The 13,756-nt window shown below is 71.9% G+C and carries 13 protein-coding genes; 6 read left to right on the top strand and 7 right to left on the bottom strand.

Going from position 1 to position 13,756, the window contains the following annotated elements; genetic code table 11:
• Positions 1 to 73: 73 nt before the first annotated feature.
• A complete protein-coding gene (locus OG406_RS16035) occupies positions 74 to 511 on the bottom strand; it encodes a gamma-glutamylcyclotransferase (RefSeq protein WP_164369425.1) in 438 nt (145 codons plus the stop codon).
• Between the two features lie 106 nt (positions 512 to 617).
• On the opposite strand from OG406_RS16035, the gene OG406_RS16030 reads away from it, so the two are divergent.
• Complete coding sequence (locus OG406_RS16030) at positions 618 to 2,066, top strand: NAD(P)H-quinone dehydrogenase (RefSeq protein WP_081219068.1); 1,449 nt, start codon at positions 618 to 620, stop codon at positions 2,064 to 2,066.
• A 203-nt stretch (positions 2,067 to 2,269) separates the two neighbouring features.
• The gene (locus tag OG406_RS16025; RefSeq protein WP_239154653.1) at positions 2,270 to 3,202 is read left to right on the top strand and encodes a DeoR/GlpR family DNA-binding transcription regulator; all 933 of its coding nucleotides are present in this window, start codon (positions 2,270 to 2,272) and stop codon (positions 3,200 to 3,202) included.
• Between the two features lie 56 nt (positions 3,203 to 3,258).
• On the opposite strand, the gene OG406_RS16020 is transcribed toward OG406_RS16025, so the two are convergent.
• Positions 3,259 to 3,804 carry a TetR/AcrR family transcriptional regulator gene (locus OG406_RS16020; RefSeq protein WP_239154665.1) on the bottom strand — a complete coding sequence of 182 codons (546 nt, stop codon included), beginning with the start codon at positions 3,802 to 3,804 and terminating at the stop codon, positions 3,259 to 3,261.
• A 544-nt stretch (positions 3,805 to 4,348) separates the two neighbouring features.
• Entirely contained in the window at positions 4,349 to 6,121 is a 1,773-nt protein-coding gene (locus tag OG406_RS16015; RefSeq protein WP_164369427.1) for an acetyl/propionyl/methylcrotonyl-CoA carboxylase subunit alpha, read from the bottom strand.
• Between the two features lie 354 nt (positions 6,122 to 6,475).
• Here OG406_RS16015 and OG406_RS16010 point away from each other — a divergent pair, with 354 nt between their 5' ends.
• Positions 6,476 to 7,081 (top strand): hypothetical protein, encoded by a 606-nt coding sequence (locus tag OG406_RS16010; RefSeq protein WP_329186327.1) that lies wholly within the window; start codon positions 6,476 to 6,478, stop codon positions 7,079 to 7,081.
• Between the two features lie 38 nt (positions 7,082 to 7,119).
• On the opposite strand, the gene OG406_RS16005 is transcribed toward OG406_RS16010, so the two are convergent.
• Positions 7,120 to 7,731 carry a Maf family protein gene (locus OG406_RS16005; RefSeq protein WP_164369429.1) on the bottom strand — a complete coding sequence of 204 codons (612 nt, stop codon included), beginning with the start codon at positions 7,729 to 7,731 and terminating at the stop codon, positions 7,120 to 7,122.
• Between the two features lie 64 nt (positions 7,732 to 7,795).
• Positions 7,796 to 7,924 carry a morphogenic membrane protein MmpB gene (mmpB, locus tag OG406_RS16000; protein ID WP_266616068.1) on the bottom strand — a complete coding sequence of 43 codons (129 nt, stop codon included), beginning with the start codon at positions 7,922 to 7,924 and terminating at the stop codon, positions 7,796 to 7,798.
• 174 nt (positions 7,925 to 8,098) lie between these two features.
• Between mmpB and OG406_RS15995 the strand changes: the two genes are divergently transcribed.
• Positions 8,099 to 9,238: an SGNH/GDSL hydrolase family protein gene (locus OG406_RS15995; protein WP_329186324.1), complete on the top strand. Its 1,140-nt coding sequence runs from the start codon at positions 8,099 to 8,101 to the stop codon at positions 9,236 to 9,238.
• Positions 9,239 to 9,248: 10 nt separating this feature from the next.
• On the opposite strand, the gene OG406_RS15990 is transcribed toward OG406_RS15995, so the two are convergent.
• Both OG406_RS15990 and OG406_RS15985 read right to left on the bottom strand, forming a co-directional pair.
• On the bottom strand, positions 9,249 to 9,458 hold the full coding sequence (locus tag OG406_RS15990; protein ID WP_081219074.1) for an acyl-CoA carboxylase subunit epsilon: 210 nt from the start codon (positions 9,456 to 9,458) through the stop codon (positions 9,249 to 9,251).
• Between the two features lie 32 nt (positions 9,459 to 9,490).
• Positions 9,491 to 11,083, bottom strand: coding sequence for an acyl-CoA carboxylase subunit beta (locus tag OG406_RS15985; RefSeq protein WP_164374076.1), 1,593 nt, complete (start codon positions 11,081 to 11,083; stop codon positions 9,491 to 9,493).
• 135 nt (positions 11,084 to 11,218) lie between these two features.
• Between OG406_RS15985 and OG406_RS15980 the strand changes: the two genes are divergently transcribed.
• Positions 11,219 to 12,085 carry a biotin--[acetyl-CoA-carboxylase] ligase gene (locus OG406_RS15980; RefSeq protein ID WP_329186323.1) on the top strand — a complete coding sequence of 289 codons (867 nt, stop codon included), beginning with the start codon at positions 11,219 to 11,221 and terminating at the stop codon, positions 12,083 to 12,085.
• Between the two features lie 236 nt (positions 12,086 to 12,321).
• Entirely contained in the window at positions 12,322 to 13,704 is a 1,383-nt protein-coding gene (locus OG406_RS15975; protein WP_443067082.1) for an adenylate/guanylate cyclase domain-containing protein, read from the top strand.
• The last annotated feature ends 52 nt before the right edge of the window (positions 13,705 to 13,756 follow it).

The following is a 13,756-nucleotide window of genomic DNA, read 5'->3' as shown; positions in this document are numbered from 1 at the left end:
CCGACGAAAACAGGGGAGGGAGTGCCCGCGGTGGCGCCGGTCCCCGGACAGACGCCGGGGAAGAGGGCCGCGCTCAGCAGGGGCGCTTGCGGATCTCCATGACGTAGTCGTGCGGCGCTCCGGCGGACTCGGCGGCGTCCGCCAGCTCACCCAGATACCGCGCCGAGGGGAGTCCCCCCTCGTACCCGTTCAGTACGTACACCCAGGCGGGCTCCTCGCCCTCCAGGGTGTGCACCCGTACGCGCATCCGCCGGTAGACGTCGAGGCCGACGCCCTCCCAGCGGTCCATGGAGTCCTCGTCCAGCGGCGCGATGTCGTACAGCGCCACGAAGACCTGGGACCGCGGAGCCTCGACGATCGTGGCCAGCGCGCCCTCCCAGCCCATGTGCTCGCCGCCGAACGTCAGCCGCCAGCCGTTCAGCCAGCCCGTGGCGCGCAGCGGCGAATGCGGGGCGCGGCGCGTCATGAGCCGCGGGTCGAGATTGCCGGCGTACGCGGCGTAGAGCGACATGGGGTCGAGGGTACGGCAGCGAAACGTCCGTCTCTCGCGTAACAAAGTGACCCGGATGCCCGCTCCGGGACCCCCTGGGCGGAAGCACCTTGAAGCGTGCGGGACAATGGAGTACGTGACTCGGATCGTGATCATCGGTGGCGGACCCGGCGGATATGAAGCTGCCCTGGTGGCAGCGCAACTCGGCGCGGAGGTGACCGTCGTCGACTGCGACGGTCTGGGCGGGGCGTCGGTGCTCACCGACTGCGTACCGTCGAAGACCCTGATCGCCACGGCCGAGGTGATGACGACCTTCGACTCCTCGTACGAGGAGCTGGGCATCATCGTCGCCGACGACACCCCGCCCGAGGAGCAGGCGGCCCGGGTGGTCGGCGTGGACCTCGGCAAGGTCAACCGCCGTGTGAAGCGCCTCGCGCTCGCCCAGTCGCACGACATCACGGCCTCGGTGACCCGGGCCGGCGCCCGCGTATTGCGCGGTCGCGGCCGGCTGGAGGGCATGCAGGCACTGGACGGCTCCCGCAAGGTCGTCGTCCGCGCCGCCGACGGCAACGAGGAGACCCTCACCGCCGACGCCGTCCTCATCGCCACCGGCGGTCACCCCCGCGAGCTGCCCGACGCGCAGCCCGACGGCGAGCGCATCCTGAACTGGACGCAGGTCTACGACCTCGACGAGCTGCCCGAGGAGCTCATCGTGGTCGGTTCCGGTGTCACCGGCGCCGAGTTCGCCGGCGCCTACCAGGCGCTCGGCTCCCGCGTCACCCTCGTCTCCAGCCGCGACCGCGTGCTGCCGGGCGAGGACCCCGACGCCGCCGCCGTCCTGGAGGACGTCTTCCGCCGTCGCGGCATGAACGTGATGGCCCGCTCCCGCGCCGAGTCCGCCAAGCGGGTCGGCGACCGCGTCGAGGTCACCCTCTCCGACGGCCGCGTGATCAGCGGCACGCACTGCCTGATGGCGGTCGGCGCCATCCCGAACAGCAGCGGGATGGGCCTGGAGGAGGCCGGCGTCAAGGTCCGCGACTCCGGGCACATCTGGACCGACAAGGTCTCGCGCACCACCGCCCCCGGCGTGTACGCGGCCGGTGACGTGACCGGCGTCTTCGCCCTCGCCTCCGTCGCCGCCATGCAGGGCCGGATCGCGATGTACCACTTCCTCGGCGACGCGGTGGCCCCGCTGAACCTGAAGACGGTGTCCTCGAACGTCTTCACCGACCCCGAGATCGCCACGGTCGGCTACACGCAGGCCGACGTCGACGCGGGCAAGATCGACGCCCGGGGCGTCAAGCTGCCGCTGCTGCGCAACCCGCGCGCCAAGATGCAGGGCATCCGCGACGGCTTCGTCAAGATCTTCTGCCGCCCCGGCACCGGCATCGTGGTCGGCGGTGTGGTGGTCGCCCCGCGGGCCTCGGAACTGATCCACCCCATCTCGATCGCGGTCGACAACAATCTGACGGTCGAACAGATCGCGAACGCCTTCACCGTGTATCCGTCCCTGTCGGGCTCGATCGCCGAGGTCGCCCGTCAGTTGCACACCCGTAAGACCGCGGGCGAGGGCTGACCCCGCGGGGCGGCTCTTCGCTGGTCACAGGGAGTCGGGGCGCATTCCGGCGGCATAGGCGGACCGATTAGGCGCGTATACCACTCCGTGCACTGCCATGCGAACAACTTCTGTTATTCGGCGCAAACTGCTGAAAGCAGACGGTCGTTGGGGTTACTGTCAGTTTCGTGTTCGCTGCAGAACGTCGCCAATTGATCCTCGAAATGGTGCGAGCGAATGGGGCCGTGTCGCTCCGTGAGCTCGCCCGCGTCGTCCAGACCTCCGAAGTGACCGTACGGCGGGACGTGCGCGCACTGGAGGCAGAAGGACTCCTCGACCGCCGGCACGGCGGTGCGGTATTGCCGGGCGGGTTCACGCGAGAGTCCGGCTTTCCGCAGAAATCACATCTCGCGACCGCCGAGAAGACGGCCATCGCCGATCTTGCCGCGGGTCTCGTCGAAGAGGGCGAGGCCATCGTGGTGGGGGCGGGCACCACCACGCAGGAGCTGGCCCGCCGGCTCGCGCGCATCCCCGGCCTGACCGTCGTCACCAACTCCCTGCTGGTGGCCCAGGCGTTGGCCCATGCCAACCGTGTCGAGGTCGTCATGACCGGTGGCACGCTGCGCGGTTCCAACTACGCCCTGGTCGGATCGGGTGCCGAGCAGTCCCTCCAAGGGCTGCGCGTCTCCCGGGCGTTCCTCTCCGGGAGCGGTCTGACCGCGGAGCGCGGGCTCTCCACGTCCAACATGCTCTCGGCGTCCGTGGACCGCGCTCTGGTCCAGGCGGCCGCGGAGGTCGTGGTCCTCGCCGACCACACGAAGCTCGGCGCGGACACCATGTTCCAGACCGTGCCGACCGACCTGATCACCCGTCTGGTCACGGACGAGCCGCCCGCGCACGACGACCGCGCGGCCACCGAACTGCAGGCCCTGGCCGATCAGGGTGTCCAGATCGCGGTGGCCGGGTCATCGGCATCGGGCGGTGCAGGAGGGGACCCGCACCCGGCGGGGCGCCAGCAACGCCGGGACGTACCCCTCCCGGGCCCGCGCCGCGGCCAGGTCGTACCGGGCTCGGGACCACAGCTACGCAGCGCGACGGTAATGGGGGACCAGCCCCCGGCCGAAAGGGCACGGGTGGCCGACCTTCGACGCCGCTGAGCGGTGCCGGCGGTCCGTGGAACGGACAGCGGGGCACCTTTCGCGCCCCGCCCGGCTCAGGGCCGCAGACCACGCAGGGTCAGATTCAGCAGACGGTCGGCCAGTCCGGAGTCGTCCGGGGTTTCCTCCGCCGCCAGCGCGATCGCGTTGGTCAGCTGGAGGAGGTCACCGATCGACACGTCGTCGCGTACGGCGCCCGACTCCTGGGCGCGGAGCAGCAGGGCGCTGCCCGCCTCCCGCATCGGGCCGCTGCACCGGGCCAGATGTGAACCGTCGTCCCGCGCCGCCGACATGAGGGCGCGCGCGAGCCCGCGGTACTCACTCGCGTGGGTGACGATCGCGCGCAGCCAGTCCACCAGGGCGGTGCACGGCTGCGGGGCGTCCAGCAGCTCGCGTGAGCGGCTCAGCAGGTCGCTCACGGCCTCCTCGAAGACCGCGCTCAGCAGCGCGTGCCGGTTCGGGAAGTGGCGGTAGAGCGTGCCGATGCCGACGCCCGCGCTGCGGGCCACGTCCTCCAGGGACGCGTCCGTGCCGTGTTCGGCGAACGTGGTTCGTGCTTCCTTCACCAGACGGTCGTAGTTGCGGCGGGCGTCCGCGCGCATGGCGCGTGGCGGTTCCGAGTCGGCGGGGCGCGGCCCCGGGTACGTGGGTGGCGTCGCCGGGTTCGGGTCCCGGGCGGGGTCGGACGTGTCGGCTCGCTCCTGTGCGGTCGCGTTCACCGTCGCTGCCATCTGACCTCTCTCGCCGGGGCCGACTCCCTCGCCCGGCCGGTCCCCAGGATGCCACTGGTCGTCGACCGGGTGGGCTCGGGCAGTACCCGGTGTCCCGGGGCTTCGCCCCCGCCCCGGCTCCCGGCCGTTGGTCCGGTGTCCGTCCGGTGGGGGCTTGTCGCGCAGTTCCCCGCGCCCCTGGAGGGTCCCCGGGGTCAGAGCCCCATCGCCCCGGGCCGGCACCCGGTCGTGGTTGTCGCCGCCCGCCGGTGGGGGCTGGTCGCGCAGTTCCCCGCGCCCCTGGAGGAACCCCGGACCGCTGGACGGCACCCCGCGTTCTTGGGGCGGTGTCGCGCAACGCACTGCGCCCGGCGGGCCGCAGGTGCGGTGCCGGGCGCAGTGGAGTGGGTCGGGCAGGTGGCCCGAGCCGTGTCGGTCAGTCCTTGATCTCGCAGATCGCGGCACCGGAGGTGATGGACGAGCCGACCTCCGCGAGCAGGCCCTTGATGGTGCCGGAGCGGTGCGCGTTCAGCGGCTGCTCCATCTTCATGGCCTCCAGGACGACGACGAGGTCGCCCTCCTTGACCTCCTGGCCCTCCTCGACGGCCACCTTCACGATGGTGCCCTGCATCGGAGAGGCGAGCGTGTCGCCCGAGGCGGCCGGGCCGGACTTCTTCGCGGCGCGGCGCTTGGGCTTGGCGCCCGCGGCGAGACCCGTACGGGCCAGGGACATGCCGAGGGAGACGGGCAGCGAGACCTCGAGACGCTTGCCGCCGACCTCGACGACGACCGTCTCGCGGCCGGGCTCGTCGTCGGTCTCGCCGTCGGCCGGAGCGGCGAACGGCTTGATCTCGTTGACGAACTCGGTCTCGATCCAGCGGGTGTGGATCGTGAACGGGTCGCTGGAGCCGGTGAGTTCGGGAGCGAACGCCGGGTCCGTGACGACCGCGCGGTGGAACGGGATCGCCGTCGCCATGCCCTCGACGTCGAACTCGGCGAGCGCGCGCGAGGCCCGCTGGAGCGCCTGCTCACGGGTGGCGCCGGTGACGATCAGCTTGGCGAGCAGGGAGTCCCAGGCCGGGCCGATGACCGACCCGGACTCGACGCCCGCGTCCAGCCGGACACCGGGGCCCGACGGAGGAGCGAAGGTCGTGACCGTACCGGGCGCCGGAAGGAAGTTGCGGCCCGGGTCCTCGCCGTTGATACGGAACTCGAAAGAGTGACCCCGCAGTTCGGGGTCGCCGTAACCGAGCGCCTCGCCGTCGGCGATACGGAACATCTCGCGGACCAGGTCGATGCCCGCGACCTCCTCGGTGACCGGGTGCTCCACCTGGAGACGGGTGTTGACCTCCAGGAAGGAGATCGTGCCGTCCTGGCCGACGAGGAACTCGACGGTTCCCGCGCCGACGTAGCCGGCCTCCTTCAGGATCGCCTTCGAGGAGTCGTACAGCTCCTGCACCTGGGCGTCCGAGAGGAAGGGGGCCGGGGCCTCCTCGACCAGCTTCTGGTGGCGGCGCTGGAGGGAGCAGTCACGCGTCGACACGACGACCACGTTGCCGTGGGTGTCGGCCAGGCACTGCGTCTCCACGTGCCGCGGCTTGTCGAGGTAGCGCTCGACGAAGCACTCGCCCCGGCCGAACGCCGCGACGGCCTCGCGGACGGCCGACTCGTAGAGCTCCGGCACCTCTTCGAGGGTGCGGGCGACCTTCAGGCCGCGCCCGCCACCACCGAAGGCGGCCTTGATGGCGATCGGCAGGCCGTGCTGCTCGGCGAACGCGACGACCTCCTCGGCGCCCGCCACCGGGTCCGGGGTGCCGGCCACCAGCGGGGCGCCGGCACGCTGCGCGATGTGCCGGGCGGCGACCTTGTCACCGAGGTCGCGGATGGCCTGCGGCGGCGGACCGATCCAGATCAGACCCGCGTCGAGAACGGCCTGGGCGAACTCGGCGTTCTCGGAGAGAAATCCGTATCCGGGGTGGATGGCGTCCGCACCCGAGTCCTTGGCGGCCTGCAGCACCTTGGCGATGTCCAGGTAACTGGTGGCCGGGGTGTCACCGCCCAACGCGAACGCCTCGTCCGCCGCACGGACATGCAGAGCGTCCCGGTCCGGTTCCGCATACACGGCAACGCTCGCGATCCCGGCATCCCGGCACGCCCGGGCCACGCGGACAGCGATTTCGCCACGGTTGGCGATGAGCACCTTGCGCACGATGGCTCCCTCCTTGAAACAAGCCGAGTTTAGGGACAGCCAACACGACGTTTCGACCCGTCCCCGGTGGTGAGCTTGCCCACACGGAGCGTGATACGAGGCTCGCCCTACCCGCGAAATCCCTTGTGGCACCGCAGCACGCAGGAGTCCTTGGCAGAACCCTAGCCCTCCGATGTGGCCAAGGTCTCTGTGGCTCCGTGCTGCGGCCCACAACGATTCTTTGTGGAGTCCCTACGAATGGCCCAACGATTCTTTGCCCTCGGCAGAACCCTTGTCCCGAGGTTTACCCGTTAGTAGCGTTCGGGATGTCTCGAACGTACTTGGGGTAACAGCACGCGGAAGTGGGTGGGACCGGTGGTGCGCAGACCGGTGGCATGGGTGACGGCGCTCGTGCTCTTCGCGGAGGCGATCGGCGTCGCGCTCCTCAACTGGTTCCTCGGCGTGGTCGTGGACCGTCAGGACATGTCCTTGGCGGGGCTCGACTCCGACACGATGGCGGTCTCGTCGAAGATCGGCGGCCTGGTCTTCGGCCTGTACTTCGTGGCGTGTGCCGTGTCCGCGCTGCTGGTCGGCGTACGCGACCGCGCGCCCGGTCTCGTCGGGCGTGTCCTGCTGATCAGCGCCGCGGTGGTGCACGCCCTGCTGGGCGCCTTCACGGTGGGCCTGGTCGGCTGGGGTGCCTTCGTCTTCATGATGGTCGTGCTCGGCCTGATCGTGTTCACCCTCCTGGCGTACGACCGCCGCGAGGCGGGCCCGGTCGACGCCGTACCGCCCGGTGGCGGAGGGGACGGCGAGGGCCTCCGGCGCGAGGACGGTGCCGGGCAGGGCGCCGGACAGGGTGCCGCCCAGGGAGGGACCGTCGACCTGGGGAAGGACGCCGGCGACGGCGGGCACGGGGACAGCAGGCACGGCGACGGGGGAACCACCGTCGTCCCGCCGCCCGCTCCCTCGGCCTCCTGAGCGGAGGCTCCCCGCCCGGCGGGGAGCCCCTGTTCGTCCTACGGTGCCCACAACTCCGTGATGCCCACGCCCAGTTCGGCGAGCAGCTTGCGCACCAGCGGCAGCGAGATGCCGATCACGTTGCCGTGGTCGCCGTCGATGCCCTCGATGAAGGGGGCCGACCGGCCGTCGAGCGTGAACGCGCCCGCCACGTACAGGGGTTCGCCCGACGCGACGTACGCGGCGACTTCCGCGTCCGTCGGCTCGCCGAAGCGGACGACCGTGGACGCCGTGGCGGACACCCAGCGCTTGCTCGCCGTGTCCCAGACGCAGTGCCCCGTCTGGAGCGTGCCCGCCCGGCCGCGCATCGCCTTCCAGCGGGCCGTCGCCTCCTCGGCGTCGGCGGGCTTGCCGAGCGCCTCGCCGTCCAGGTCCAGCACCGAGTCGCAGCCGATCACCAGCGCGCCCTGGACCTCCGGGCGGGCCGCCACGACGGAGGCCTTCGCCTCGGCCAGCGCGCGGGCGAGTTCGGCGGGGGTGGGCGCGGTGACGGCGTCCTCGTCGACCCCGCTCACGATCACCTCGGGGGCGAGTCCGGCCTGCCGCAGCAGGTTGAGCCGGGCGGGGGACTGCGAAGCGAGCACGAGACGGCGGCGCGGCTGATCGGTCATGCCGTTCAGGGTATCGGCGCCGATCGGCCCGTGCGCCGGCCGCCGTTGATCGGCCCCGGAGCGTTCAGCGCACCCCCAGCACGATCATCGCGACCACCATGGCCAGCGCCATGAGAACCCCCAGGCGCCGCAACATGGTCTGCATGTCGCGGAGCTCCTTGGGCGGCTCGTTCTCCGGGTCGGACCACAGCATGTCCTCGATCGTGCGACGGCCGCGCCGCCGGGCGCCTGAGTACGCGTACTCAACTTGCGCACGCCGCACGTAAACGGTTCTCCAGTTCCCTTAGTGTCGCCGATGCTGATACGGTCGGGGTCCTAGCTAAAGGGACTCCAGTCCCCTTTGGGTGTCTCGGGAGAGGGAACCGTCATGTTCACCACCGCCTGGACCGCACCGCCCCAGCTCCCCGCGGAAGGCTTCACCCCGAACTGGTCGCGCGAGGGCTTCTGGCGCCAGTCGCTGCGCCAGGCCGTCCGCCTCACCGCGGGAGGCGACCGGCTGCGCGTACGGCTCTCCAACACGTACGGCACCTCGCCCCTGCGCATAGCGGGCGCCACCGTCGCCCGCACCGCCCGCGGAGCCGCCGTCGAGCCGGGCTCGGTGCGCCGGCTCACCTTCGCGGGGGCGGCCGGCGCCGCGGTCCCGGCCCGCGCCGACCTCCTCAGCGATCCCGCCGAACTGCCCCTGGAGCGGCTGGAGTCGGTGACCGTCACCCTGCACCTCGACGCAGTGACCGGGCCCGCCACCTTCCACGCCCAGGCCTTCGCGACCAGTCACCGGGGTACCGGGGATCGACTCCACGACGTCGAAGGGCACGGCTTCACGGAGGCCACCGAGTCCTGGTACTTCCTGTCCGCCGTCGAGGTCGACGCGGGCGGACGCGGAGACGGGGTCGCCCTCTTCGGCGACTCCATCGTGGACGGCTTCGGCTCCACGCCGGGCGCGGACCGGCGCTGGTCCGACCGGCTCGCCGAACGCACCGGCCGGCCCGTCCTGAACGCCGGTATCGGCGGCAACCTGCTGCTCAACGACTCGGCCTGGTACGGCGAGAAGGGCGTCCACCGGCTCGACCGGGACGTCCTCGGACACCCGGGCGTGGACACCCTCGTCGTCCTCCAGGGCGTCAACGACATCGGCTTCAGCGAGACGGACGACCAGCCGACCTACCGGCCCGCCCCGGTCGTCGAGGCCGACGAACTCATCGCCGGGTATCGCGAGGTGATCCACCGAGCCCGCGCCCGCGGCCTCCGGGTGATCGGCGCGACCCTGCTGCCCTTCGGCGGCTCCGACCACTGGGGCGAGCACGCGGCGAAGGTCGCCCACGAGGTCAACGCGTGGATGCGCGACCCGGCGCACGGCGAGTGGGACGCGGTCGTCGACCTGAACCGCGCCCTGGCCGACCCGGCGGACCCGGACCGGCTGCACCCCGCGTACGACTTCGGCGACCACCTGCACCCGGGCGACGCCGGGTACGCGGTGATGGCCGACGCCGTCGCGAAGGTCCTCTGACTGTCCTGCCCTAGCCGGGCCAGTACGTCCGCCCCCAGGCCGTCGCGCCCGGCTGCGGGAGCCGGTGCGCGGCGACCCGGGCCGGGTCGGACCAGGAGTCGCGCGGCCGGGGCGCGCCCGACGGCTCGGCGGCCGCCGCCGCGGCGCGCGCGCGGACCACCGCCAGAGTGGCGGCCAGCTCCTCCGGGGTCGGATTGCCCCGTACGACCTTGATCGTCATGTCTGCTCCCAGGGGTCGGGGCGTGCGGCGGTCTAGAGCGGGATGTTGCCGTGCTTCTTCGGAGGAAGTGATGCCCGCTTCGTCCGCAGCTGACGCAGGCCGCGGACGACGTGCGCACGGGTCTGCGACGGCATGATCACGCCGTCGATGTAACCGCGCTCGGCCGCCGTGTACGGGTTCAGCAGCGCGTCCTCGTACTCCTGGATCAGCCGGGCACGGGTGCCGTCCTGGTCCTCGGCGGCGGCGATCGTGCGGCGGTGCAGGATGTTCACCGCGCCCTGCGCGCCCATCACCGCGATCTGCGCGGTCGGCCACGCCAGGTTGAGGTCGGCGCCCAGGTGCTTGGAGCCCATGACGTCGTACGCGCCGCCGAACGCCTTGCGGGTGATGACCGTGATCAGCGGGACGGTCGCCTCCGCGTAGGCGTAGATCAGCTTGGCGCCGCGCCGGATGATGCCCGTGTGCTCCTGGTCGACACCCGGGAGGAAGCCGGGCACGTCCACGAACGTGAGGACGGGCACGTTGAACGCGTCGCAGGTGCGGACGAACCGCGCCGCCTTCTCGCTCGCGTCGATGTCCAGACAGCCGGCGAACTGCATCGGCTGGTTCGCGACGATGCCCACCGGACGGCCCTCGACCCGGCCGAAGCCGGTCAGGATGTTCGGCGCGAACAGCGGCTGCGTCTCGAAGAACTCGGCGTCGTCCAGGACGTGTTCGATCACCGTGTGCATGTCGTACGGCTGGTTCGCGCTGTCCGGCACGATGGTGTCCAGCTCACGGTCCTCGTCCGTGAGGGTGAGGTCCGCCTCCTCCGGGAACGCCGGCGCCTCGCTGAGGTTGTTGGACGGCAGGTACGACAGCAGCTGCTTGACGTACTCGATGGCGTCCTTCTCGTCACCCGCCATGTGATGGGCCACGCCCGACACGGCGTTGTGGGTGCGGGCGCCGCCCAGTTCCTCGAAGCCGACGTCCTCGCCCGTCACCGTCTTGATGACGTCGGGACCTGTGATGAACATGTGCGAGGTCTGGTCGACCATGACCGTGAAGTCGGTGATGGCGGGGGAGTACACCGCACCGCCCGCACAGGGGCCGACGACCAGGCTGATCTGCGGAATCACGCCCGACGCGTGGGTGTTCCGGCGGAAGATCTCGCCGTACATGCCCAGCGCGCTGACGCCTTCCTGGATCCGCGCGCCGCCCGAGTCGTTGATGCCGATGACCGGACAGCCGGTCTTCAGGGCGAAGTCCATGACCTTCATGATCTTCTGCCCGTAGACCTCGCCGAGGGCACCGCCGAAGACGGTGAAGTCCTGCGAGAACACGGCGACCGGGCGGCCGTCGACCGTGCCGTAGCCCGTGACGACGCCGTCGCCGTACGGACGGTTCTGCTCCAGGCCGAAGTCGGTGGAGCGGTGCCGGGCGAACTCGTCGAACTCCACGAAGGAGTCCTCGTCCATCAGCAGGTCGATGCGCTCACGGGCCGTCAGTTTGCCCTTGGCGTGCTGCTTTTCGACGGCGCGCTCCGAGCCGGCGTGCGTCGCCTCCTGGATGCGGCGCTGCAGGTCCGCGAGTTTGCCCGCGGTGGTGTGGATGTCGGGGTGGTGCAGCTCTTCCGGCTCGGACATCGGGATGCGGCTCCCTGCCTGCTCTAAGGGGACGTGAGGGGCGGTGCTCAGAAGGGGGACTTGCTACTCATCCGTAGCGTAGTGCTGTGGCTACCGTTCGGCAGTGCGGCGTTTACCACACCTAGGCTGGGTTGCATGACGCCGCGAGATGCTTCAGACGCGCACGACAACCGCTGGTCCGACCTGGGCCGACCGCCGCTCAACGGCACAGCCCTGCGGCGGGCGCTGGTCCGCGACGACGGCCTGTGGACGGACGTGGAGGTCGTGCAGCGCACCGGGTCCACCAACACCGACCTGGCCGGTCTCGTCGTCAAGGGGAACGCCGACGAGGGCGTGGTCCTCGTCGCCGAGGAGCAGAACGCCGGTCGCGGCCGGCTGGACCGCCGCTGGACGGCGCCCGCCCGCTCCGGCCTCTTCTTCTCCGTGGTGCTCAAGCCGGCGGGCGTCCCCGTCGAACGCTGGGGCTGGCTGCCGCTGCTCACCGGAGTCGCCGTCGCCACCGCTCTCTCCCGCACGGCCGGAGTCGACACCGCCCTGAAGTGGCCCAACGACCTGCTGGTCACCGTGGACGGCGAGGAGCGCAAGGCCGGTGGCATCCTCGCCGAGCGCGCGGGCGCCGACGCGGTCGTGGTCGGCATCGGCATCAACGTCACGCTCCGCGCGGAGGAGTTGCCCGTGCCGGGCGCCGGGTCGCTGGCGCTGGCGGGCGCGACGACCACCGACCGCGACACCGTGCTGCGGGCGGTGCTGCGCTCACTGGAGGAGTGGTACCGACGCTGGCGCGACGCGTCCGGGGACCCCGCCGCCTCCGGTCTCCAGGAGGCGTACGCCGCCGGCTGCGCGACCCTCGGCCGCGTGGTCCGCGCCGAGCTGCCCGGCGGCCGCTCGATCGTCGGCGAGGCCGTCGCCGTCGACGGGGACGGCCGCATCGTCATCGGCACGGAGGACGGAGTGCAGGAACCGGTCGGCGCGGGCGACGTGATCCACCTGCGGGCTGTCTGAGGGCTGCGGGGCGAGGGGCCCACGGGCGCCGACCCCGCGGGGTCGGAGGTACCGGGGGTCACCGGTGCTGTACGGCGCGTGCGCGGGGCTCGTCGCGGGGTGCGAAAAGTGCCCGTACGGCCCCTTCGGGGACCCGCTCCGGCCAGGTCGTGCCATCGGGAGTGAGCCAGCGCACACCTGCCGTAGAGTTGAGCGCGGTCGATACCTGACCTCGGCAGATCGGAAGGGCAGCAGGCGTGACCGTCGACGACACCGGCTCCGGCACGGGTGCTCACCCTGCCCCGGACGGCGAGCCGGGCCGTACCGCCGAGCCGGTCACGGACGCGACCTCCGCACGGGCCGCCGCGAGCGGCGGGACCGGACAGGAGGCCCGGCCGGACGACCGTACGAGCGAGGATCCCGGCCCCCGTGGCGACGGCCACCGCGGCGAGGTGAGCGGCGTCCGCGAGGACGACGCCACCGACACGCGCGCGCAGGCCAGGCCCGACGGACGGCCCGAGCTCAGGTCCGACGCCCGGCACGAGGCGAACGGCCGGGTGGACGCGCCGACCGACCCGGACTCCGAGGAGGACCCCCTCGCGCTGCGCCTGGAGGGCCTCATCCTGGGCGCCGAGCGGCGCTACACCCCGTTCCAGGCGGCCCGCAGCGCGGGCGTCTCCATGGAGCTGGCGTCCCGTTTCTGGCGGGCGATGGGCTTCGCCGACATCGGCCAGGCCAAGGCGCTCACGGAGGCGGACGTCCTCGCGCTGCGCCGGCTCGCCGGTCTCGTCGAGGCCGGCCTGCTGAGCGAGGCCATGGCCGTCCAGGTCGCCCGCTCCACCGGGCAGACCACCGCCCGTCTGGCCGAGTGGCAGATCGACTCCTTCCTGGAGGGCCTGACCGAGCCCCCCGAACCGGGGATGACCCGCACCGAGGTCACGTACCCCCTGATCGAGCTGCTGCTGCCCGAGCTGGAGGAGTTCCTCGTCTACGTCTGGCGGCGCCAGCTCGCCGCCGCCACCGGCCGGGTCGTGCAGGCCGCCGACGACGAGGAGATGGTCGACCGCCGTCTCGCCGTCGGTTTCGCCGACCTGGTCGGGTTCACCCGGCTGACGCGCCGCATGGAGGAGGAGGAGCTCGGCGAACTCGTCGAGGCCTTCGAGACCACCGCCGCGGACCTGGTCGCCGCCCATGGCGGCCGGCTCATCAAGACGCTCGGCGACGAGGTGCTCTACTCCGCCGACGACGCCGGCGTGGCCGCCGAGATCGCGCTGCGGCTCATCGAGACGATGGCGAACGACGAGACGATGCCGGAGCTGCGGGTCGGCATCGCCTTCGGCACGGTCACCACCCGGATGGGCGACGTGTTCGGCACGACCGTGAACCTGGCGAGCCGCCTCACGTCGATAGCGCCGCGTGACGCCGTCCTCGTGGACGGTGCTTTCGCGGAGGAGCTGACCCGCACCGGGGACGCCCCCGCCTCCGAGGCGGAGGCCGCCGAGGCAGCGGCCGCCGCGGAGAAGGAGGGCGAGGAACCCCCCTCGTACCGCTTCGCGCTCCAGCCCATGTGGCAGCGGCCGGTCCGTGGTCTCGGCGTCATCGAGCCCTGGCTGCTGGCCCGCCGGGACACCGAGGCGTAGCCCTTCCGGCCCTTCCCCGGTACCGCCGCGTCCGCCGCTCCGGTCGCTCGGA

The organism is Streptomyces sp. NBC_01428 (genome assembly GCF_036231965.1).
In the GTDB taxonomy this organism is placed as follows: Bacteria; Actinomycetota; Actinomycetes; order Streptomycetales; family Streptomycetaceae; genus Streptomyces.
This window is presented reverse-complemented; position numbering and strand designations above follow the sequence as displayed.

Coding starts and splice junctions, on each gene's coding strand:
- OG406_RS16035 (WP_164369425.1), bottom strand. CDS start 511: ATGTCGCTCTACGCCGCGTACGCCGGCAATCTCGACCCGCGGCTCATG.
- OG406_RS16030 (WP_081219068.1), top strand. CDS start 618: ATGGAGTACGTGACTCGGATCGTGATCATCGGTGGCGGACCCGGCGGA.
- OG406_RS16025 (WP_239154653.1), top strand. CDS start 2,270: ATGGTGCGAGCGAATGGGGCCGTGTCGCTCCGTGAGCTCGCCCGCGTC.
- OG406_RS16020 (WP_239154665.1), bottom strand. CDS start 3,804: ATGCGCGCGGACGCCCGCCGCAACTACGACCGTCTGGTGAAGGAAGCA.
- OG406_RS16005 (WP_164369429.1), bottom strand. CDS start 7,731: ATGACCGATCAGCCGCGCCGCCGTCTCGTGCTCGCTTCGCAGTCCCCC.
- mmpB (WP_266616068.1), bottom strand. CDS start 7,924: ATGCTGTGGTCCGACCCGGAGAACGAGCCGCCCAAGGAGCTCCGCGAC.
- OG406_RS15995 (WP_329186324.1), top strand. CDS start 8,099: ATGTTCACCACCGCCTGGACCGCACCGCCCCAGCTCCCCGCGGAAGGC.
- OG406_RS15990 (WP_081219074.1), bottom strand. CDS start 9,458: ATGACGATCAAGGTCGTACGGGGCAATCCGACCCCGGAGGAGCTGGCC.
- OG406_RS15985 (WP_164374076.1), bottom strand. CDS start 11,083: ATGTCCGAGCCGGAAGAGCTGCACCACCCCGACATCCACACCACCGCG.
- OG406_RS15980 (WP_329186323.1), top strand. CDS start 11,219: ATGACGCCGCGAGATGCTTCAGACGCGCACGACAACCGCTGGTCCGAC.